The sequence below is a fragment of the Streptomyces sp. DG2A-72 genome (assembly GCF_030499575.1).
Classification (GTDB): domain Bacteria; phylum Actinomycetota; class Actinomycetes; order Streptomycetales; family Streptomycetaceae; genus Streptomyces.
Genome location: NZ_JASTLC010000001.1, coordinates 10,030,464 through 10,049,852 on the forward strand (window position 1 = coordinate 10,030,464; position 19,389 = coordinate 10,049,852).

22 protein-coding genes and 2 pseudogenes are annotated in these 19,389 nt (G+C 68.4%); 12 read left to right on the top strand and 12 right to left on the bottom strand.

Features of this window, described 5'->3' with window-relative positions; genetic code table 11:
* Positions 1-112: 112 nt before the first annotated feature.
* The gene (locus QQY66_RS47480) at positions 113-685 is read right to left on the bottom strand and encodes a hypothetical protein (protein ID WP_301986760.1); all 573 of its coding nucleotides are present in this window, start codon (positions 683-685) and stop codon (positions 113-115) included.
* 482 nt (positions 686-1,167) lie between these two features.
* On the opposite strand from QQY66_RS47480, the gene QQY66_RS47485 reads away from it, so the two are divergent.
* The gene (locus QQY66_RS47485; protein ID WP_301986761.1) at positions 1,168-1,383 is read left to right on the top strand and encodes a hypothetical protein; all 216 of its coding nucleotides are present in this window, start codon (positions 1,168-1,170) and stop codon (positions 1,381-1,383) included.
* Here the strand turns inward: QQY66_RS47485 and QQY66_RS47490 are convergent.
* Positions 1,353-2,402 carry a sorbosone dehydrogenase family protein gene (locus QQY66_RS47490; protein ID WP_301986762.1) on the bottom strand — a complete coding sequence of 350 codons (1,050 nt, stop codon included), beginning with the start codon at positions 2,400-2,402 and terminating at the stop codon, positions 1,353-1,355. The genes QQY66_RS47485 and QQY66_RS47490 overlap by 31 nt on opposite strands.
* Positions 2,403-2,661: 259 nt before the next feature.
* On the opposite strand from QQY66_RS47490, the gene QQY66_RS47495 reads away from it, so the two are divergent.
* Both QQY66_RS47495 and QQY66_RS47500 read left to right on the top strand, forming a co-directional pair.
* Positions 2,662-2,835, top strand: a complete 174-nt coding sequence (locus QQY66_RS47495; protein WP_367667053.1) for a hypothetical protein — start codon at positions 2,662-2,664, stop codon at positions 2,833-2,835.
* A 202-nt stretch (positions 2,836-3,037) separates the two neighbouring features.
* Positions 3,038-3,520, top strand: a complete 483-nt coding sequence (locus tag QQY66_RS47500; RefSeq protein WP_301986763.1) for a hypothetical protein — start codon at positions 3,038-3,040, stop codon at positions 3,518-3,520.
* Positions 3,521-3,714: 194 nt separating this feature from the next.
* Here QQY66_RS47500 and QQY66_RS47505 read toward each other — a convergent pair whose 3' ends face one another.
* Positions 3,715-4,716, bottom strand: coding sequence for a hypothetical protein (locus QQY66_RS47505; RefSeq protein WP_301986764.1), 1,002 nt, complete (start codon positions 4,714-4,716; stop codon positions 3,715-3,717).
* A gap of 150 nt (positions 4,717-4,866) precedes the next feature.
* Positions 4,867-5,361, bottom strand: coding sequence for a hypothetical protein (locus QQY66_RS47510; protein ID WP_301986765.1), 495 nt, complete (start codon positions 5,359-5,361; stop codon positions 4,867-4,869).
* Between the two features lie 112 nt (positions 5,362-5,473).
* On the opposite strand from QQY66_RS47510, the gene QQY66_RS47515 reads away from it, so the two are divergent.
* The 6 genes from QQY66_RS47515 to QQY66_RS47540 all read left to right on the top strand — a co-directional run bounded on the left by QQY66_RS47515 (position 5,474) and on the right by QQY66_RS47540 (position 10,018).
* On the top strand, positions 5,474-6,010 hold the full coding sequence (locus tag QQY66_RS47515; RefSeq protein ID WP_301986767.1) for an RNA polymerase sigma factor: 537 nt from the start codon (positions 5,474-5,476) through the stop codon (positions 6,008-6,010).
* Positions 5,997-6,749, top strand: a complete 753-nt coding sequence (locus tag QQY66_RS47520; RefSeq protein ID WP_301986769.1) for a hypothetical protein — start codon at positions 5,997-5,999, stop codon at positions 6,747-6,749. Before QQY66_RS47515 ends, QQY66_RS47520 begins: the two co-directional genes overlap by 14 nt.
* Before the next feature lie 207 nt (positions 6,750-6,956).
* Positions 6,957-7,715 (top strand): IclR family transcriptional regulator, encoded by a 759-nt coding sequence (locus tag QQY66_RS47525; protein ID WP_301986771.1) that lies wholly within the window; start codon positions 6,957-6,959, stop codon positions 7,713-7,715.
* A gap of 215 nt (positions 7,716-7,930) precedes the next feature.
* Positions 7,931-9,073: a PP2C family protein-serine/threonine phosphatase gene (locus QQY66_RS47530; protein ID WP_301987739.1), complete on the top strand. Its 1,143-nt coding sequence runs from the start codon at positions 7,931-7,933 to the stop codon at positions 9,071-9,073.
* A gap of 431 nt (positions 9,074-9,504) precedes the next feature.
* A complete protein-coding gene (locus QQY66_RS47535; protein WP_301986773.1) occupies positions 9,505-9,726 on the top strand; it encodes a hypothetical protein in 222 nt (73 codons plus the stop codon).
* A gap of 34 nt (positions 9,727-9,760) precedes the next feature.
* Positions 9,761-10,018 (top strand): transposase, encoded by a 258-nt coding sequence (locus QQY66_RS47540; protein ID WP_301987740.1) that lies wholly within the window; start codon positions 9,761-9,763, stop codon positions 10,016-10,018.
* Here QQY66_RS47540 and QQY66_RS47545 read toward each other — a convergent pair.
* Positions 10,010-10,279 carry a helix-turn-helix domain-containing protein gene (locus QQY66_RS47545; RefSeq protein ID WP_301986775.1) on the bottom strand — a complete coding sequence of 90 codons (270 nt, stop codon included), beginning with the start codon at positions 10,277-10,279 and terminating at the stop codon, positions 10,010-10,012. The genes QQY66_RS47540 and QQY66_RS47545 overlap by 9 nt on opposite strands.
* 254 nt (positions 10,280-10,533) lie before the next feature.
* Here QQY66_RS47545 and QQY66_RS47550 point away from each other — a divergent pair.
* A pseudogene (locus QQY66_RS47550) lies at positions 10,534-10,943 on the top strand (NAD(P)-binding domain-containing protein); the annotation flags it as partial.
* Between the two features lie 393 nt (positions 10,944-11,336).
* Here the strand turns inward: QQY66_RS47550 and QQY66_RS47555 are convergent.
* The 4 genes and pseudogenes from QQY66_RS47555 to QQY66_RS47570 all read right to left on the bottom strand — a co-directional run bounded on the left by QQY66_RS47555 (position 11,337) and on the right by QQY66_RS47570 (position 15,193).
* Entirely contained in the window at positions 11,337-12,296 is a 960-nt protein-coding gene (locus QQY66_RS47555) for an IS481 family transposase (protein WP_301986777.1), read from the bottom strand.
* 144 nt (positions 12,297-12,440) lie between these two features.
* Entirely contained in the window at positions 12,441-12,878 is a 438-nt protein-coding gene (locus tag QQY66_RS47560) for a hypothetical protein (protein WP_301986779.1), read from the bottom strand.
* Between the two features lie 148 nt (positions 12,879-13,026).
* A pseudogene (locus QQY66_RS47565) lies at positions 13,027-14,141 on the bottom strand (IS110 family transposase).
* 168 nt (positions 14,142-14,309) lie between these two features.
* A protein-coding gene (locus QQY66_RS47570; RefSeq protein ID WP_301986781.1) for an IS5 family transposase occupies positions 14,310-15,193 on the bottom strand; the annotation gives its coding sequence in 2 pieces (ribosomal slippage) (positions 14,310-14,846 and positions 14,849-15,193; 882 coding nt in all).
* A 9-nt stretch (positions 15,194-15,202) separates the two neighbouring features.
* Here QQY66_RS47570 and QQY66_RS47575 point away from each other — a divergent pair.
* Positions 15,203-15,511, top strand: coding sequence for a hypothetical protein (locus QQY66_RS47575; RefSeq protein WP_301986783.1), 309 nt, complete (start codon positions 15,203-15,205; stop codon positions 15,509-15,511).
* A gap of 291 nt (positions 15,512-15,802) precedes the next feature.
* Here the strand turns inward: QQY66_RS47575 and QQY66_RS47580 are convergent, their stop codons facing one another.
* The 3 genes from QQY66_RS47580 to QQY66_RS47590 are packed head-to-tail and all read right to left on the bottom strand — an operon-like array spanning position 15,803 to position 18,123.
* A complete protein-coding gene (locus QQY66_RS47580; RefSeq protein ID WP_301977070.1) occupies positions 15,803-16,564 on the bottom strand; it encodes an isocitrate lyase/phosphoenolpyruvate mutase family protein in 762 nt (253 codons plus the stop codon).
* 30 nt (positions 16,565-16,594) lie between these two features.
* A complete protein-coding gene (locus tag QQY66_RS47585) occupies positions 16,595-17,386 on the bottom strand; it encodes an SDR family NAD(P)-dependent oxidoreductase (RefSeq protein ID WP_301986784.1) in 792 nt (263 codons plus the stop codon).
* Between the two features lie 14 nt (positions 17,387-17,400).
* Positions 17,401-18,123, bottom strand: coding sequence for an SDR family NAD(P)-dependent oxidoreductase (locus tag QQY66_RS47590; protein ID WP_301986785.1), 723 nt, complete (start codon positions 18,121-18,123; stop codon positions 17,401-17,403).
* A 163-nt stretch (positions 18,124-18,286) separates the two neighbouring features.
* Here QQY66_RS47590 and QQY66_RS47595 point away from each other — a divergent pair, with 163 nt between their 5' ends.
* The gene (locus QQY66_RS47595) at positions 18,287-19,273 is read left to right on the top strand and encodes a sigma-70 family RNA polymerase sigma factor (protein ID WP_301986787.1); all 987 of its coding nucleotides are present in this window, start codon (positions 18,287-18,289) and stop codon (positions 19,271-19,273) included.
* Positions 19,274-19,389: the final 116 nt, after the last annotated feature.

The window sequence follows — 19,389 nt, forward strand, 5'->3', positions numbered from 1 at the left end:
CCTCCCGGTAATTGCGGTACTACCCGCCACCGTGCTCACCGGTGGGCAATCCGCGTCAACTTCCCTGCGGGGCATCGGTCTTCGGCGCGGCAACCGCCCCTCACCGACCAACTCAGGACGGCCGCTTCATACGGTCTACAGGATTCTTGTGCGCATCGAGCACGTCCGGCGCCGTGTGCAGCTTCTCGAGGAGCGCCCTGCGCTCGTCAACCGCGAGGCGGCTGCCCAACTGCCAGTGCGTCCGGACGCTCTGCACGATGTCCGTGACGGTGGCGGCGTACTGCCGGTAGGCCGCTGCGCGTACCTTCGCCGCACGCTGGCGGCCCGCCCTAGTCGTCAGGCGCAGCTGCTGCAGGTCGCTCACGTAAGGGGCGGCGCCCTGCAGCACCACGAACAGAACGATGCCAATGAGCACGGCAAACACCGACGGCATGCCGGCGAGCAGCATCACGGCCGAGAGGGCCACGGCACCGCAGCAGGTGATCAGATAGGAGGACGCCGAGATCTTCGGGCGAGCACCGGAGACCGGGGTACGTCTGACCAATCCTGAGAGCCGCAGGGGAGCGACCGGTGGCCGGTGCTCGGACGAGGGGGCGAGCAGTTCCACCATGTTCTGTCGGGTAATCTCCCGGTCCTCGGCGTCCCCGCCCTCGGCGCTCGTCAGCTGCTCAGCGACGTCATGCATCAGCCGCGTGAGGCGGCTGCCGCCCTCCTCAACCGGGAGCTCCCACGCCGCCGCTCAGGTACCGCGGATCAGAGCCTCGGCAACCGTGGTGTCGGGGAGCTGAAGGGCCTTCAACGCTTCAACGGCAGCGTCGCACTCCCCGTGACTCGGCGACCAACTGCCAACGGCGAGCTCGAACCTCAGCCGGACCATCCGTTCCGGGGCTTCACTAGGCGTCATGACGGCGCAGCCTAGGCGCCTCGATCACCGGGTGACCAGTGGAAGACGAAACCCGGCTACCGAGACCTGAAGATCAGCGATCCGGCGCTGTCGGATGGCCCGCCCGCCCACTACAAGTGGGGCCACTGAGAAGGCAAATCGGGACAAGATTCCGAGCTTTCCGAAGGTTCCAATATCTGACGCTTCCGTTATACGACGCGGCGAACTCGGCCCCCCTGAACAGCCGCCTGCGTGCCATCCCCCCGCGCCGGGCAACGCTGCACGTGGACACCCTGCACCTGCTGAACGTCCGTTTCACGATCGCCCCGGACACCGGCGGCTGGCGCATGACGTGGGAGCCGCTCGCCGAGATCACGCTCGGCGGCCAACTGCAGACCATCGCGCCCGCCCCTGTGGCGGCGGGAAGCGCAGGTCAACCTCATTTCGACGTGATCGCCCTCTCAGGCCGTCACGGGGTCACCCTGAGGATCAGGTCGTAGTCGGGGCCGGTGGTGCGGCCGTTGGTCAGCACCCACAGCGAGCCGTCCGGGGCCGCCGTTACGAGCCGTAGCCGGCCATATTGGCCGGTCAGCAACTGCTCGGGGGACGAGCCGTCGGTGGCGATCCGGTAGAGCCGCTCCCCGCGCAGGCAGGCGATCCAGATCCGGCCGTCGTGGTATGTCATCCCGCTGGGTGAGGCGTCGGCGGGTTTCCAGGTCGCTATCGGGTCCGTGAAGTCGGGCTCCCCACCGGTGCCTTCCACCTCGGGCCAGCCGTAGTTGGCGCCGGGTTCGACCTGGTTCAGCTCGTCGAGGTTGTGGTGGCCGAACTCGGAGACGTAGAGCCGGCCCTTTTCGTCCCAGGCGAGCCCCTGCGGGTCGCGGAACCCCCAGCTGTAAACCGGTGAGCCCTCGATCGGGTTGCCCGGTGCGGGCTTGCCCGTCGGCGTGATGCGCAGGATCTTGCCGCCCAGGTCGCCCCGATCCTGGGCCTTGGAACGGTCGTCCGCTTCCCCGGTGGTCACGTAGAGCATGCCGTCCGGGCCGAACCTGATCCGCCCGCCATTGTGGATTTCACCGCTGGGGATACCGGTCAGGATCGGCTCGGGTGGAGCCGACGAGTCCAGCCGCAGCCGGCTCACCCGGCTGTCCTGTTCGGTGGTGTAGTAGACGTAGATCCAGCCGTCCCGTTCGTAGGAGGGGGAGACTGCCACCCCCTGCAGCCCGGCTTGTCTGACCGGCTCGGCGATCTCCCGGATCGTCCGGACCTCAGTGAGCTGCCCGTCCGGGGTGACCTTCCTCAGACGGCCGGACTCACGCTCGGTGACCAGCGCCGACCCGTCGGGGAGGAACGCCAGGTCGAACGGGTAGCGCAGCCCGCTCACGAGCGGCTCCACGGCCGCCGGTTTCGCCTCCGGAGCGTCGCGGACGGTCGGGCGGGCCCACCAGCCATAGAAGGAACCGTAGGAGTACACCCCGACGGCCGCCGCCGCTACCAGCAGGCCAGCAAAGCCAAGCACGAGTCCCCGTCGCCATCGCACGCGGTGATCTTAGGAATTGCCCCGTCGGGCCATCCACTCCGAAACAGTGACCGTTAGCTGAAATGTTGGCTCTGCGAACCCGTCTCAGATGGGGACCCGGCAGCCCTGGCACCAAGACCCCGCCGCCTGCGGGCGGCGGGGCGTTTCGTTTCTCCGGCATGGCCTTTCCACTCACGCGGGCGGAGCCCCGGGGGGAAAGCGCTGATCGCGCCCCCTGGAGCACGGCTATCAACGGCACATGGTCAACGCTGTCCTGTGCGGCCTCGCTGCCGCTGCCCTCTGCGTCCTGCCTGCCACCGTCGCTACCCCTGCCCACGCCGCGGAGACCCTGCCCCTGGCCCAAGCCATCGACAGCCTGCCCGTGTCCACCGAATCCCGCGACGGCTACAGCCGCGACAAGTTCCGCCACTGAAACGCCGGTAAAGACCCGACCGACGGCTGCAACACCCGGGCCTGAGCGCACCGCTTCGCTCGTGCCGGTCGATGCGGGATTGCGCGATACTCCGTTCGCTGTCCCGATCCAGTGATCATCCCGCATGGCGCCGCCGACCCTCGCAGCTTCGCCTGTGACTCTCGCACCGAAAGGCCAGAACCCGCGAGAAGAGGAGTCGCTCATGCCCGACCTGATCACGACGCTGCCTATCGGCCCGGTGGCGATGTCCCATCACGTCACCGGGACGTACTTCATGTGCAACGACTGGCACGACGGTGTCGGCAACCATGCGCAGACCTGGGCTGAGTTCCCATTCCCGAAGGACGGGACCAGCCACAAGTGGTACTTGGTGACGAACCCGGGCGGGACCACGGCCCGTATCGAATCGTTCGCCAACCGCCGCTGCCTGACCGTCGGTTCCAAGCCTTCGGAGGTGGTCACCTTCCAGGAGCGAACTGACAGCCTCCACCAGGACTGGAAGTTCATCCGTCAGGATGTCAGTTCTGACAGCTTCGCCATCGTCTCGGCCGTGCATCCGCGATTTGCGCTGGGGCTCTCCGAATACCATCAACTCAATGACAAGGCGCTGGGCCTGACCCGGATGTGGGGTGGCGGGGTGCACATGGCCCAGGTGTGGCGGGTGTTCCCTGAGAGCGAGCTCTGAGCGTGCTGCATGACTACCGTCCGCATGCCCCGCTCGCGTCTGGCGCGGGGACGGGACACCTTCGGTTGCCGATGAGCTGAGGAGCGCGCCCCGGTTTTCCCGCCCCGGAGCTGGACCACCGATCAGTTCGGTCACGCTTCCCGCAATGACACCCGCAGACCGTCCGGGGTACGACTCCCCGGACGGCTCGTGTGTCACTCTGCGTTGCTCTCGACGACCGACCCTCGCCTGCGGTCGGCCGACGACAGCCTCAGGGTGAAGGACCGGCGGAACAGGTTCCCGACCGCGGCGGGTTCCAGGTCCAGGCTCACGCGGGCCCTGAGGCAGATTTCCCCGAGGAGGCGGGCGGTCTCACGGGGCCGGTGCCGGATGTACCAGGTGAGGAGTTTCACGGCACTCGTAGGCATGTCGGAGAGAATGATCTCCTCCCGGCCCTGGCCCTCGTCGCGGCGCCGTTCGACGTCTTCGGCGAGGCGGCAGAGGATGGCCTCGACCAGCACGTCACGCAGCGGACCATGGGGAATGAGGCCCTGGTTATGGCCGTACATGAGGCTGGCTGCCGCATCCCATGCGAGAGCGTCGGCGGCACTCTGCGCAAGGTCCCCTTCCATGTAGGACGCCTGCTTCTTGCCGCCGCGGTGGCGTTGTTCGGTCAGGGCTTCGTGGAAGACGCCGCGCAGCCGGTTGCGGTCGGCCACGAGGCCGGTGGGATGGGTGGTGTCGTACACGGTGGTCGCGGACAGCAGGTCTGCGGGGCCGTTGTCCCGGCGGTAGTTCTCGGCCCAGTCCCGCGCGACCGGCACGGACCACCACATGCTGCCGGCTGACTCGTACTGTGGTTCGGGTAACTCGCTACGCCCGCCGTACTTGGGGTCGGGCAGGTCGTCCGTGCTGATCGCCGCGATCTTCGCCAACCCGGCCACGTCGACGAGGCTTTCCGTGTCCAGTTCGGGAGCGTGAAGGTCGACGATGCAAGCGTCTAGTGGCAGCAGGCCAGGCTGCGACGCCCGGAGCTGCGCCCAAAGGGCCAGGTGGTCCTTCCAGTTCGGCACGGGGCCTTGCGCGGTGAAGCCGGCGATCTTCATGATGCTGGCGCTGTGAGGGCTGCTGCCAGAGTCCAGCAGGTCCGCCGCCGTGATGGTCGTGGGGTTGTCGACGGGCCGGGGGCCGTAGCTCTCGAAGGCCGCGTCCCACACCTGGCCGGGACGGTGCCGGCGTTCACCGTTCCACCGGTAGCCTCCGCGCCGGTGGAGGAAGCCCGAACGGCGGTACTTCCACTCATGGTGCAGATCGCTCTGGTCACCGTCACGGATCAGGAGGACGGTGCGACCGTGGGGCGGGTGGTCTTACACCGCCCACGCAAAGGACGGATTCTTGGGCTCCGTGGTGAACGCGACCCACCCGCCGTCCCCGGCGCGGTCGGTACGGCCCCAGAGCCGTTCCCCCTGATTCCGGCCTGTGCGTTCGATCGCGTCGGGCTTGTCCAGGGGTAAGCGGCCGTCATTGATGAACGGCAAGCCCGGGATGGGGTGGTCGGTGCTGGTGCTGTTGGCCACCGGGCGTAAGCGGTACACGTCGGTTTCCCTCTTCGTCGGTTGTTGATCGGGATGGTGGTGCTCTTGGATAACACCGGCCCGCTGGCGAACCGGATATGCCTCGTGAGACTGCCCCGAATCTTCCCGCCCCGCGTACAGCGAGCAACCCACCGGAACCGTGCTCCTCAGCCGGTCCCATCGGCGGCCGAAAAGCCATCCCGCTCGCTCGCGGATGACCCGGTCACAGCACCAGCGGACGGACTTGCGGGTGACTTCCGCGGCGGGCCGGACATGCGCGGCCGTCACGCGCCGGCACCCGTGTCGGTCTTGCCGAACTCCGGCGGGCTCCGGGGTTTCATGGAGAAGAGTGTCGCTGCCGGTTGGTAAGCGACCGAGCGATGCCGGACATTGCTGGGCTATGGATGCGGATGAATCCAGTGAGCGGCTGGAGCAGTTGTTCCGGCAGACGTTCCGGCGGGTGATGGCGTACTGCCTGCGCCGGACCGGTGATACGGCGGCACACGACGCCGTGGCAGAGGTCTATGCGGTGGCGTGGCGCCGGCGACGTCATCTGCCCGACGACGGTGAAGAGGCGGTGCTGTGGCTGTTGGGCATCGCGCGACGCGTGCTGGCCAACCAGGCGCGCAGCCAGCGGCGTTGGTCCCGACTGCTGCTGAGAGTGGCGGAGCAGCCGGATCCCCCACGCCGCCAGGAGCGTGACGCCGACGATGAGCTCTTGGCCGCCCTGGAGCAAGGGTCGGCCGCCGACCGGGAGCTGTTACGCCTGGCCTACTGGGACGACCTGTCCCGCCATGAGATCGCGGCGGTCCTCGGCATCTCCGTCGGTGCCGTCGACACACGCCTGCACCGGGCCCGGCAGCGGCTGAAGGAACGGCTCGCAGCCTCAAGCTCCGATCTGCATGCGACCAAGGAGAAGGATCATGCTGAGCGATGACGAACTCGTCCGGATGCTCCGGACCCGCGATCCACACCCTGACCTGTCGGAGACCGATCCGGACTCGCCGGTCGCCGACCGGATCCTGGCCCGGGTGCGTGAGCGTACGCGGCGGCGGCGCAAGCGCACGATGGTCGTGGCTCCCGTGGTGGCCCTGGCCGTGGTCGGTGGCACCGCCGGGACCTATGCGTGGGTCGCCGGTGACGGCGATGGCCACACGCTTGATTCGAGCGGGCCGACCTGCGTCGGATCCGAGCATGCCGACGCCGTGACCGGCTTCGATCCCATCGCCGACGACCCGATCCGGGTGTGCCGGCAGCTGTGGCAGGACACCTTCGGCAGGCCGGCGCCAAAGACGCTCACAGCCTGCGTCGACAGCTCCGCGCAGGGCTCGATCCAGGTCTACCCCGGCGGTCGGGACCAGTGCGCACGCCACCGCGCGGATCCGTACCTCGGACCGACCCGCGAGCAGCTGAACCTCGCCCACTTCCGCACCGACGTCAGGGAGCGTTTCGCCGAACGCGACTGCGTCAGCTACCCGGAGTTCCGGAACGTGATCAGCGAGCTCCTCGCCAAGCACCGCCTCACCGGCTGGTCGGCAGGCCACTTCCAGACCGCTGACGAGGAGCCGGAGGGCCCCTGCGCGCAGATCGTCTACTTCGACGAGCCGGAGCAGAAGATCTGGCTCGGAGACGCCAAGGCCGGCGACCCGATCCACGTGCCGTGGACGAGCCCCTGATGGTGGCCGTGGGCGTGGGCTGCGAGGGCGACGTGGAAAGCGCGGCCTCGTTCGGAGAGCCGCATGATCATGCCGTCGGGCGGTCCTGCGGCGGCCACGCCTTGGTCCGCTCGAGGGTTGTTCCCGGACCGCTGAATTCCTTACGGCCTGCCGGCGTCCCGGGGGACCCACCTTGCTCGTGGTGTACGCCTGGCGCAAGCTGGTCGTATGGGTGCGGACGACGGCCCTACGCTCATCACGTCCGTCCAGCGGGCCCTGCGCCTGCTGGAGGCGGTGAGTACGCACGAGAACGGCGCGCCGGCGAAACAGCTGGCGCGTGAGACGGGCCTGCCCTTGGCGACCGCCTATCACCTGCTGCGGACGCTGGTCCACGACGGATATGTGCGGAAACTGGACGACGGCGGGTTCATCCTGGGCGACAAGCTGCAGACGCTGCAGACCACGGGCCGTGGACAGGCGCTGCTCAGCCGCGTTCGTCCCACGCTCGCCGCGCTGCGGGACGAGCTGGCGACGGCCGCCTACCTCACCTTCTACGAGGACGGTGAAATCCGGGTCGCGGAGATCGTCGACGGCCCTCGGGCGCCTCGCGTCGACCTCTGGGTGGGGTTCGAGGACGCGGGGCACGCCACCGCGCTGGGCAAGTCCGTGCTCCGGGAACTGGATGAGGCCGACCGCAAGGACTACCTCTCCCGTCACCACCTCGCCGACCTCACACCACGGACGATCACCAGCCTGCCGGAACTGCTCCGGCGACTGGACTCCTCACCCGGGGCCCCGGCCGTCACCGACCTGGAGGAGTACGCCCTCGGCACGGTCTGCGTCGCCGTACCCGTCTACAGCGGGGACACGCTCGGCTCGCTCGGAGTCTCCCTGCCGGCTGACCGGCTGTCCCGGCTCCCCGAGATTCGGGCACGGCTGATCCCGACCGCGAGTCGCGTCACCAGGAGCCTTTCGCTCACTATCTGAAAATCCTGTTCTTGTGAGTGGCCGGGCTGACCCGTTTTATGGATGAAACAGGCATTTCAGGTGTGTGCCCTGCGTACAGGTGAGGACTGCGGACGAACATGAGTCAGGCCCGAGACCATGGTGGCAACCACTGGCCGATGCGGCTGCTCAGAAACCGAGTGGCCGGTCCCAGGGCTTCGGCCCGCAGGCGCGCCGTCGCGCAGTTGGCCGCCGGGATGCCCGTCCTGCCCGTGCTGATCGTCTCTGCCGTCGTATTCATCGATCTCGCCGACGGAGCGGGGATGATCTGGCTGCCCCTGCTCGCGGCGGGGCCCGCCCTGGCCGCCACCACCAACGGACCACGCGGCGTGCTCTGGGTCGGTCTCCTCACGGTGGTGCTCGGCGCCACGCTGGGAACCCGGGACGGTATTCCGGGCCGTGAACTGGCCGCTGTGCTGTCCGCCCTGGTGGCTGTCACCCTTGCGAGCGGCCTGGCCAGCGCGTTGCGCGGGCGCCGTGAACGGGTGCTCGCGGCCGTCCGGTCGGTCGCGGAGACGGCGCAGCATGCGCTGCTCAAGCCTGTGCCGGCGACCGTCGGGCCGTTTCAGGTGGCGGTCCGCTACAGCGCCGCGGCGGCCGAGGCCCGTATCGGCGGTGATCTCTACGCTCTGGTACCCACCCCGTACGGAGTGCGGCTGATCGTCGGGGATGTGCGCGGCAAGGGGCTGCCGGCCGTGGGGACCGCCGCCCTGGTGCTCGGTGTCTTCCGCGAGGCCGCCTACGACGAACCCGATCTCCTCGCCGTGGTCGACAGGATCGAGCGGAGTCTGGCGCGCAATCTCGGTCACGACGACTTCGTCACCGCCGTGGTCGCCGGATTCCCGCAAGCAGGGCATCTGGAAGTGGTGAACTGCGGGCACACGCCTCCGTTGCTGGTACACGCCTCGGGGAGCGTCGCGGCGGTCGAGCCCATGCATCCGGCCCCGCCCCTCGGACTGCGCGCCCTCACGGGTGAAACGCCGGGCCTCGGAGTGCTGCCCTTCGCCGACGGTGATCAACTGCTGCTCTATACCGACGGGGTGACCGAGGCCCGAGACCGCGGCCGTGCGTTCTATCCGCTTGCCGAGGGTCTGGAGCGCCACGTCTCCCACGAACCGGCACGCACCCTCGACGCGCTCCATGACGAGCTGCTGGCGCATGTCGGCGGTCGACTGCACGACGACGCGGCGCTGCTCCTGATACGCAAGCCGACGCATTCCGAATCGCGGGTTCCCGAAGTGGCCGTTCCGGCGGCGACCGTTCCCGAGCCGGCGCCCCGGCCCGCGGCGGCTGCTTCTCCGAGGCCCAGGACGTGGCTCCAGGCCGCTGACTGGGCCTGACGCACCCAGATCCGCGTCGGCTCGGCGAGCCCGATCCCGGCTCGGCCAGGAATGCCTTCATCGCGGCCCACTCCGTCGTGGAGCTCGGACGGAGTTCTGAGGCGGTCTGAACTGCGGCCGACCGCTCACCCCACGCCAAGGACTCGAGCGACGGGACGGCGGAGGAACTCGCTCGTCTCCAGCGCTGAAGGTGGGGAGGGCGTACGGGATTTTCAGAGGCGTCAACCGAGGCTGAGCGCCTTGCACCGACGACACCGCCCTGGTCCTCATCCGCCCGTGCACCGGCCCGGCCCGCAGCACGGCGCGTTGCCCGGGCCGGAGTCCAGGGCCGTGGCGCGGGGCGTGTGGCCCACCATGGTCCTGTGCGGTCCTCGCCCCGCCCTGCGGATAGCATCAGAGGTCCGGCGCGGTTCCCAGCAGAGGCGACGATCATGGATCCGGCCGCGGTTTCTCTCTCCCCCGCAGCGAGCATCAGCCTGCGTCATTTGCTGATGGCGCTGGGGGACTCGTTGGTGGAGGTGCAGGTCGCTCCGGCGGGGCTGGATGTCGAGATCCGTGGCGTTGCGCTGCTCGATCCCGAGGATCCGCCGACCGCGCAGGCGCCCAGCGCGCCGACCGCCGCCACCCCCGCGAGCAGCGACCGCGTTGGATGAAGCCCGGTGCCGTCTGGAGGACTTCGCAGCGGATGTGTTCGAGCCGTTCGCTCGGGCGGATCAGCGTCGGTGGGGCGGGGTGTATCTGCGGGGACTGCTGCTGGGAGGGCAGCGCAAATCGGTGGAGCCGATGGCCGCCCGGCTGAGTGAGGACGGCAACCGCCAGGCCCTGGCCCACTTCATCACCACCAGCCCATGGGATGCGGCGCATGTGCGAGCCCGACTCGCATGGAAGATGGCCCCGGCGGTCGTGCCTGTGGCGGCCTACGCGCGCGATGTGGCCTCACGCTGAGCGTGGATTGTCGGCATGTGGCGGCCCCCAGGCACTGAGCGGCGACAGCGCGTCATTCAGCTCCACGCCGTGCTCGGTGAGCGAGTACTCCACCCTGGGTGGGACCTCGCGGTGCACGATGCCGTGCGCCTCCAGTTCGCGCAGCTGCTGGATCAGCATCTTCTCGCTGACGCTGGGCAGTTCACGGCGCAACTCTCCGGTACGGCCCTCGTGCAGGGCCCACAGGATCAGGCCCTTCCACTTGCCGCCGACGACGTCCATGGCCGCGTCGATACCGCAGATGTACGGCCGATGCTTGGCTATGGTCCCAACTTCCGTTCGATGCTTACCAATTGGTGAGTACCGCACAGAATAGTTGGTACTTGCCGAGCCTGGCTGCCTGGGAAAGCATCGAGGTCGTGAACACCCGTCAAGAGGGCCGTGCGCAGGTGACGCGGCCGACGGGTCACGCTTTCTCGAGACAGGAGCACTCCGTGAGTAATACGTCACCCGTAACCGTCCTTGGCCTCGGAGACATGGGCCGGGCCCTGGCCGCAGCGTTCCTCGCCGCGGAGCGGGCGACCACTGTCTGGAACCGCACCGCTGCCAAGGCCGATGAGCTGATCGCGCTGGGTGCCGTGCGGGCCGGCTCGGTCGCCGAGGCGGTAGCCGGAAGCCCTTTGGTGGTGGTCTGCCTGCTGGACTACGGCATCGTGCGGGAGACCTTGGAGCCGGTAGCGGGGCAGCTGCGCGGCAGGACGGTCGTCAACCTCACCAACGGCACTCCGTCGCAGGCGTCCGAGAGGGCCGCCTGGGTGGCGGGCACGGCGGGGACTACCTGGACGGCGGCATCATGGCCGTGCCGACGACTGCGGCGACCCCTGAAGCGTTCATCCTCTACAGCGGCGAGCAGCGGATTTTCGACACGTACCGCGAGGTGCTCAGGGAATCTGCCGTCAGGGCCAAGCTCGGGAGTCAATGAGCAGCGAAAACACTGCTGTCGTCACCGTGCGCAATGTTGCATCTGGTGCAATTCAGCACGTTTACCGATGCCATCCGCTTCGGCCTACCACCCCACATCGCCCAGGTCATCGTCGGACACACCAACATCAACACCACCATGGGCTACAACGCCGTCTACCCCACCGAGACCATCGAAGCCCACCGCGCCTTCATCACCCGCCGCCGCCCCCTGCGCCCCGCCGAGGAGTACCGCACCCCCACCGAAACCGAGTGGGAGGACTTCCTCGGCCACTTCGAACGCCGCAAACTCTCCGTCGGCACCTGCGCCCGCGCCTACGGCACCGCCTGCATCCACGAACACGCCTGCTTATCCGAACTAGGTGTGCTGCTTGGACACGTTGGTGACGCGGCTGGCTGGGGTTTGGCCGCTGATTCCTGTGTGGGGTCGGTGGTAGTTGTACCAGTCCAGCCAGTCGGGAAACGCCGCTTGGCGTTCGGTTTCTGAGGTGTAGGGCTGCCGGTAGGCCCATTCGTCGAGCAGGGTGCGGTGGAAGCGTTCGACCTTGCCGTTGGTCTGGGGCCGCCAGGGGCGAGTCCACCGGGGGCTGATACCCAGCTCGTGGCAGGTCTTGCGCCAGGTGTTCTTCGTGTAGGCCCAGGCGTTGTCGGTCAGCACCCGCTCGATGACGACGCCGTATTTGGCGAACCATGCGGTGGCCCGAACCAGGAAGGCCGCGCAGGTCGGGGCCGTTTCATCGGGCAGATGCTCGGTGTAGGCAAGGCGGGAGTGGTCGTCGAGGGCGGTATGCAGGTACAGGTAACCGTGGCCTGCGCGGGCCTGGTTGCTCCGGCCGGTGGCCCGGCCGAGTACCTTGTGGCCGCCGCCGTCAGGGATGCGGCCGAGCTTCTTGACGTCGATGTGGACCAGTTCGCCGGGGCGTGTGCGCTCGTAGCGGCGCACCGGTCGGCCGGTTGCCCGGTCCAGACTTGCCAGCGGGGGCAAACAGTGATCACGCAGGATGCGGTGGGCGGTGGAAGCGGCCACACCGGTGCGCACTGCCAGCCTGAGCGGTCCGATCCGGTGCTCTTGCCGCAGGTGCACCACCCGCTCTTCGACCGCGGCCGCAGTCTTGCGCGGGGAGTGATGGGGGCGGCTGGAGCGGTCGTACATGCCGGCCCATCCCCGCAGCCGGTAGCGGTCGGCCCACCTTTTCGCGGTGGTGTGGCTGATCTGGAACCGTTCGGCTGCCTGCCGTAACGGCCAGCCGTCCTCGACCACGCACCAGGCCAGACGCAGTCTGCCGGTAGGCGTCAGCGGGGCATTACGGTGGCACATGAGGGCCTCCTGCGGTCGGCGGACGATGTCGCAATCCCCACCGAATCCAGAAGGCCCTCACCCATGCAAGACCACGGTGCCGTCACCAACGTGCCCGAACAGCACAACTAGGGCCTGTTTCAAAAGCCTGCCTCGTGCGAGCGGTCAGTCGGCGGAGAGGATGTCGGCAAGACTCACAGCGGGGCGGCCAAACATGTCTGTCAGCGTGCGCTGCTGGCGCTCGGTCAAGGTGGCAACGAAGATCACTGCGTCAGCTTTGACCTGGTCACAGGCCTGAGCCACCTCGCGGACCTTTCCGTAGCTCAGCAGAGTCCGCGAGGAGTAGGGCAGGCCCATCTTCTGGACCCCGCCGTCCGAGACGCCTCGTCGTTGCACGATCTGCACGACGACCCGAGCGCCGTGCGCTGCCAGTTCCGTCGCTGCCGACGCCATGAGCGCTTCGAAGTCCTTCTGCTTCGCAGAGAAGTAGCCAACCAGGACCACATCAGCGCCCACGGCTGTGAGCCGGAACGCCTCGCGCTGGGCTGGCTCCGACGGCGCACGGCGAGCCAGGCGCCGGTCGCGCCTTCGTGGCTGATGCATGCGCCACAGGCTAAATGTCTGGCTACCTGCAGCGATACCGCATTTCTCGCTAACCGAGGCTGGCGAGCAAGGTCAGAGCCACTCGTTGATGACGGCGATGGTGACGGTGGCCTCGTAGCGGACGGCGAGCTTGATGCCCCTATGGATGTCAAGCAGCTGATCTTGGCTTGTCCGTGCTTGATCGGAGTGTGACGATCGCCTGATAGATCTCGCGTGCGACGTAGCGTTTGAGGCAGCGAATAGCTTTTCGGCGTGTCTTGCCTTCACAGACTCGGCGTTCGACGTAGGCGCGGGTGCGAGTGTCCCAGCGCATCCGGGCCAGGACGATCGTGTAGAGGGCGGAGTTGGCCTGGCGGTCACCGCCGCGGTTGAGTCTGCGGCGCTGGGTCTTGCCGGAGGATGCTTCGACGGGGCTTGCGCCGCAGAGAGCGGCGAAGGACGCCTCGCTGCCCATTCGCTGTGGGGTGTCCCCGGCCGATGTCAGCAGTCCCCGGCCGCTGTCAGCAGCGCGGCAGCGGTGTCGGGGCCGACGCCGTAGACATCAAGGAGCCTGGGCGCGCAGGCGCCGATCGCCGCCGTGATCCGCTTGGTGAGGTCGCTGATTTCGTCGGTGAGATGCAGGATGCGCCTGGCCAGGAGACGGAGTGTGTGTCGGGCGGCTGCCTCGGGGCTGGATCCCTCGCCGTGGCTCAGTTCGCTGCAACAGCGGATGAGCTTGGGGTTGCTCAGGCCGGCCAGGGACTCACGAAGGGCGGGGTCTGCGGCGACCAGGATGGCTTTGAGCTGGTTGATGGCCTGCGAACGGGACTTGACCGCGGAGGTCTTGGCCATTTTGAACAACCGGATTGTCTCCACCGGGCCGTTGGCGGTCTTGGCGGCAGCGGTGGCCCGACCGGAGAGGACGGCGTGAGCCGCTGCTGCCGCGTCGATCGCGTCGGTCTTGCCGCGTCGGCGCCGTACGGCTTTGTCCGGCTGGTTGACTTCGGTGACCGTAAGGCCCTCGCTGAGCAGGTAGCGGGTCAGTGCGGCTCCGTAGGAGCCGGTGCACTCCACACCGGCCCGCTGTAAGTGTCCGAAGAAGCGGGCCCAGGACAGGAGCTGGCGGTATCCCTCCCTCGTGGTGGGGAAGGTACGGCTGGCCACCGCTGCTCCGGTACTGGTGACTACAGCGGCTGCGTGTACGTCTTTGTGTGTGTCCACCCCGAGCACCACCTCCTCGCTCAGGTCAGTGATGTGGTGACGTGGATGGGTGTGCTGGGCCATGCTGGTCACGGTCGACTGTCTCCTGACGCCTCGGGAACACCGGCCGACGCCGGGCCGAGTGCGGCGGTCAGGACTGTGACGGTGCCTGTCGCGAAGGCCCCTATCGGGACACGCCCCCCGGTCCGGCGGCAGCTTGCGCCGCCTCAGACAGCGGTCGGCAGATCAAACTCAAGGCACCAAGGCCAGTCGTATCGCGGGCCAGACCACCGCCCGAGGCGGCACCCACACATCCTCACAGTCATACCGCGTGGCCACCGCTCGGTGGCGCTTGAGGCGATTGATCCCGCACTCCACAGCGTGCCGCTCGCGGTAGTCGATCTTGTCGAACTTCGGCGGACGGCCACCGCGAGAGCCCAGCTTCTTGCGGTTGCGGATCTGGTCGGACTTCTCCGGGATCGTGCAGCGGATTCCGCGTTTGCGTAGGTAGTCGCGGTTGGCTCGGGACCCGTAGGCCTTATCGGCCCGCACCCGGTCCGGTCGTCGGCGCGGCCTTCCGATGCCTACGCGGGGCACCCGGATGCGCTCCAGGACCGGCTGGAACTGGGGACTGTCGTGCCGGTGGCCGGCGGTGACCAGGAAGGACAGCGGCTTCTGTCCGTGCTCGACCGCCAGGTGCACCTTCGTGGTCAGTCCACCGCGTGAGCGTCCGAGCCCGTGGTCGGCGGGCTCGACTGTGACTCCGCCGGGTTTGTCTCGCTGCAGATCCCCCTTTTGCGAGCTCCGGCGGCGTGCTGATGGGCTCGCGCGACGGTGGAGTCAACGCTCACGTCCCAGGTGATCAGGCCTTTCGCGTCGGCCTCGGCCTGCAGCTGGGTGAGGATCCGACTCCAGGTGCCGTCGCGCTGCCAGCGACGGAAGAGTCCGTAGACGGTCTCCCACTCGCCGTAGCGTGCGGGAACGTCGCGCCAGGGGGCGCCGGTTCGCGTACGCCAGCGTATGCCGTTGATCAGCTGCCGCTTGGACCAGACCGGAGGCCGTCCCGGCTTCTTGCCCGCCGGTAACAGCGGTTCCAGTCTGGCCCATTGCCCGCTCGTCAGATCTCCACGCTCCACGAGTGGATCATGGCAGACCTTGATCCACTTTTGAAACAGGCCCTAGTAGGGCTTGGTCAGGTTGGTGTCGCGGTGGGCTGCGCCCTGTTCGGGGCGGTGACGATCCGCGCCCGCAGGTTCCCCAAGGTGCCGTCATGGGCGTACGCCGTCGCGCTGCCGCTGTTCGCGTTTCTGATCGCGCTGCCCGACTCGGTGTTCACGAGCGCGCTGCACATCGTCGTCGGGGCCACGTTGAAATGGCTCTCGGCGGCGCTGTGGCAGTCGTCCCCGACGAGCGACCGGGTCGGCGTTCCGCGAAGTGATGCTCGCGCTGCCTGACGACTCAGCGCAGAAGCACTTCGAAAGCCTGCGTGGGCTGCTGGGCGCCCGCTTCGACCGGCGCTCAGGCCTAACTGGCGAAGTGGGGCTGGGCACGAGGTGACGGGGGCCGGCCGCGCTGCTCCGCGAACAGCGCATCCCGCGTGCACGGTGCCCCTCGATGGCAACGGACGCGAGTACGGCAGTCAGATTCCTGATCGGTCCGCGGTGGCTGAACGAGCGGCTCGCGCCGCGCACCACGACGAATGGTGCGCGGCGTGAGCGCTGCTGGGACGACGGTCGGGCTTGTCGTCAGGCCAACAGTTCCTGACGAACCGCGGCCTTCAGGTCGGCCAGCGCTTGGCGGTAGAACCGGGGGCCGTAGGAGACTCGCGCTACGCCCAGCGCACTGAGCTTGGCCAGGTCCAGCACGTCCGGCCTGGTGTTGGCGTTGACCGGCCCGGGCAATTCGGCGACCAGGGTGACAAGGTCCCGCTCGTCGCCGACACCGATCGGGTAGACGCAGTCAGCCCCCGCCTCCAGGTAGCGGCGGCCTCGGCGGACCGCTTCCGCGACCCGCTCCTCCTCAGCCACCCCGGCTCCCGGCAGGAAGGCGTCGACGCGCGCGTTGACAACGAGGGGGACCCCGGCGTCGTCCGCGGCGGCTCGGATGGCCGACAGCCGCTCGGCATGCGCACCGGCGTCGACGAGTCCGCCTGCGGGGTGATCGGTGTCCTCCAGGTTGCAGCCGACCACGCCGGTCTCCAGCAACCGGTCCACCAGTTCCCGCGGCCGCAGTCCGTATCCCGCCTCGGCATCCATGGTGACCGGGACCTCCACCACACGGGCGATCCGGCCGGCCGCGGCGAACATCTCCTGCCAGGGCGCGCCCTCGCCGTCGGGGTAACCGAGCACCTCCGCGATCGCCGCGCTCGTGGTTGCCACCGCGGAGAACCCGGTCTCAGCCATGATCCTGGCGGTGGCCGCGTCCCACGCGTTCGGCAGAACGAGCATCTCATCGGCGTGATGCAGCTCGCGGAGCCGAACGGCATACGCCTTCAAGTCAGCGGTCATGTGATTCCTTCAAGTCGTGCGGACGCACCGTCAATCGGTGATCAAGCCGCCGGTGAGGTTGGTGATGGCCCCGGTCATCGCGCTGCAGCGGTCCGAGGCGACGAAGGCGGCGACATTGGCGATCTCGGCAACTGTGGGCAGCTGCTTGCGCAGCGTCAGGTCGGCCATGCGGCCGCTGAACGCGTCGCGGCTGATGCCGTAGGCAGCGGCGTGCAAGCCGTACACCTCGGACAGCTGCGGCGTTTCCGGCATCCCCGCCGCGTTCAGGCACACGACTCGGACGCCGTGCGGTCCCAGTTCGGCGGCCAGCCCCCGGGACAGACCTTCGATCGCCGCCCATGCCGGTGCCATGCCTCCCATGAGAGGGACGGCCGTCCGTGACGGACTCGCCGTGAGCGTCACGATCACGCCTGCCCCCTGCTCGGTCATCCGCCGTGCGGCGGCTCTGGCGGTCAGGAAGTTGGCCCTGGAGTACGTGGCGATGGGCAAGTCGAAGGCGTCGGGCGACAGATCGACGATCCTGGTGCCCTGTATGCCCGTCTGGGGCAGGCTGATGGCGTTGAACGAGATGTCGAGCAAGCCGGCGGTCCGGACCACCGCATCGGCGTGTGCTTCGACGGCGCCCTCATCCAGCGCATCCACCGTGGCCACCTCGGCGACGGCACCCGAGGCGCGGATCTCATCGGCGATCACCTCCAGCGCGCCGCTGGTGCGTCCGGTGAGGAAGACCCGTGCTCCCTCCGCGGCGAAGGCCTGGGCGACCGCGCTTCCGACGGCACCGCCGGCTCCGTAGACGATCGCGTTCTTCCTTTCGAGCAGCACTATTACTCCCGGTGTCAGGTGGCCGGCACAGCGTCGAGCAGTGCCGTGTTCCGGCGCTCGAGCGCCTTGACCGCACCGGTGTGCCAGCTCTCCTCCAGCGCCGCCGACATGGGATCGGGGAAGATTTCCTCCTCACCGTTCTCCACGCCCTCGACGATCGCTCGCGCGACGGCCTGCGGAGAGGTCTTCGGGATGTCCCAGTCCCGGATCATGTCGGTGTCCACGGGGCCGGGCAGAGCGGCGTGCACGGTCACGCCCTGCCGCTTCAACAGGGCGCGCAGCGACTGTGACAGGGAGAACGCCGCCGCTTTGGAGATCGCGTACGCCGGAGTGATCGGCACCGTGGCGAGCGCCGCGAGCGACAGCACGTTGACGATGGCTCCCTGAGAACGAGTCAGCAACGGCAGGAAGGCCTGGGTGACGCCATAGGTGCCGAAGAGGTTGACGGCGAGGTGCTGTTCGAGTGCGGAAGGATCGCTGAGGTCGTCGGGGAGAGCCACGCCGGCGTTGTTGATGAGGACGTCGAGACAGTCCACGCTCTGGGCGGCTGCCCGCACCTGCGCCGCGCTCGTCACGTCCAGGGTCACGGGAGTGACCCGCTCGTCCGGATGAGACACAGGCCGACGCGCGGCGGCGTACACCCGCTTCGCGCCTCGCCGCAAGGCTTCCTCGACCAGCGCCTGCCCGATACCGCGGTTGGCGCCGGTCACCAAAACGGTCCTGTCTGCGATTGTCATGCCACTCTCCCGATGAATGCGGACCGTCCACTGCGGCGGCTGCCGCTGCGGACACGTTCACTACGACAGACACAGCGCCCGCCCGAAATTGGGCACCCCGACAGCGACCAGTTCCGCTGCCCGCCGGTGTCAGTACGACGGAGGATCCAGACGGAGGTGGCAGATGGAACTGCTCCAGCGGGCGCGTGCCGGCGACCGGGACGCGTTCAGTGCCCTGATCGAGCCGCACCGGGGCGAACTGCGGGTGCACTGCTATCGCATGCTCGGTTCGCTGCAGGACGCCGAGGACGCGCTGCAGGAGACGCTCCTGGCAGCGTGGCTCGGCGTCGACGGCTTCGAGGGGCGCTCGTCCCTGCGCACCTGGCTCTACCGCATCGCCACGAACCGGTGCCTCAACCTGCTGCGCTCGGCCAGCCGGCAGCCGGTGACCGCTCCGGTACCGGTATCGCTGCCGGAGCCGAGCCGCCTGGGTGAGGTGCTCTGGCTACAGCCGTATCCCGACGCCCTGCTGGAGGAGTTCACCGATCAGGCGCCGGGACCCGAGGCCCGATACGAGTCCCGCGAGGCGATCTCGCTCGCGTTCGTCACCGCCGTCCAGCTCCTGCCGCCGAACCAGCGCGCCGTACTCCTGCTGCGCGACGTGCTCGGGTACCGCGCCCGCGAGACCGCCAAGCTGCTCGGGCTCACCGAGGACGCGGTCACCAGCGCCCTCAAACGCGCCCGCGCGACGATGAACGCGACGCGCTCCGCCGTCCCGCCACCACCCTCACCCGGTGGGCCGGAGGAACGTGCGCTGCTCGACCGCTTCGTCGCGGCCTTCACGCAACTCGACGTCGACGCGCTCATCGCGCTCATGACCGACGACATCTGGGTGCGGATGCCGCCTCTTCCCTTCGAATACCGTGGAAGCGACGACGTGCACCGCTTCTTCAGCGTGATCCGCACCCTGCTGGGGCGGATCGATCGGATGGTGCCCGTCCGGGCGAACGGTCAGCCCGCGTGGGGGGAGTATGTGCGCGACCAGGTCACTGATGGCCTCCACCTCGTCGGCGTCATCGTGATCGGGCTCGCCGGCGACAGGATCTGCGAGCTCACCCGGTTCGAGACGGCGGTGGCGCCGTACTTCGGTCTGCCCCGGACACTCGACTAGGGCGCGTATCGAGTCATGAGCAATCTGCGCGATTCGCCCTCGCGGCGGGACCGGCACCGGGAATTGGACCGTAGACCTCCTGCAAGACGCGAGTGCAACTGACGGACGAGGAATGG

Excerpts from the sequence above, each read along its gene's own strand:
- QQY66_RS47575 (WP_301986783.1), top strand. The coding sequence starts at position 15,203 with ATGGCAGACCTTGATCCACTTTTGAAACAGGCCCTAGTAGGGCTTGGT.
- QQY66_RS47525 (WP_301986771.1), top strand. The coding sequence starts at position 6,957 with ATGGGTGCGGACGACGGCCCTACGCTCATCACGTCCGTCCAGCGGGCC.
- QQY66_RS47555 (WP_301986777.1), bottom strand. The coding sequence starts at position 12,296 with ATGTGCCACCGTAATGCCCCGCTGACGCCTACCGGCAGACTGCGTCTG.
- QQY66_RS47595 (WP_301986787.1), top strand. The coding sequence starts at position 18,287 with ATGGAACTGCTCCAGCGGGCGCGTGCCGGCGACCGGGACGCGTTCAGT.
- QQY66_RS47535 (WP_301986773.1), top strand. The coding sequence starts at position 9,505 with ATGGATCCGGCCGCGGTTTCTCTCTCCCCCGCAGCGAGCATCAGCCTG.
- QQY66_RS47495 (WP_367667053.1), top strand. The coding sequence starts at position 2,662 with ATGGTCAACGCTGTCCTGTGCGGCCTCGCTGCCGCTGCCCTCTGCGTC.
- QQY66_RS47500 (WP_301986763.1), top strand. The coding sequence starts at position 3,038 with ATGCCCGACCTGATCACGACGCTGCCTATCGGCCCGGTGGCGATGTCC.
- QQY66_RS47590 (WP_301986785.1), bottom strand. The coding sequence starts at position 18,123 with ATGACAATCGCAGACAGGACCGTTTTGGTGACCGGCGCCAACCGCGGT.
- QQY66_RS47530 (WP_301987739.1), top strand. The coding sequence starts at position 7,931 with ATGCCCGTCCTGCCCGTGCTGATCGTCTCTGCCGTCGTATTCATCGAT.
- QQY66_RS47545 (WP_301986775.1), bottom strand. The coding sequence starts at position 10,279 with ATGGACGTCGTCGGCGGCAAGTGGAAGGGCCTGATCCTGTGGGCCCTG.
- QQY66_RS47580 (WP_301977070.1), bottom strand. The coding sequence starts at position 16,564 with ATGACCGCTGACTTGAAGGCGTATGCCGTTCGGCTCCGCGAGCTGCAT.
- QQY66_RS47515 (WP_301986767.1), top strand. The coding sequence starts at position 5,474 with ATGGATGCGGATGAATCCAGTGAGCGGCTGGAGCAGTTGTTCCGGCAG.
- QQY66_RS47560 (WP_301986779.1), bottom strand. The coding sequence starts at position 12,878 with ATGCATCAGCCACGAAGGCGCGACCGGCGCCTGGCTCGCCGTGCGCCG.
- QQY66_RS47520 (WP_301986769.1), top strand. The coding sequence starts at position 5,997 with ATGCTGAGCGATGACGAACTCGTCCGGATGCTCCGGACCCGCGATCCA.
- QQY66_RS47480 (WP_301986760.1), bottom strand. The coding sequence starts at position 685 with ATGCATGACGTCGCTGAGCAGCTGACGAGCGCCGAGGGCGGGGACGCC.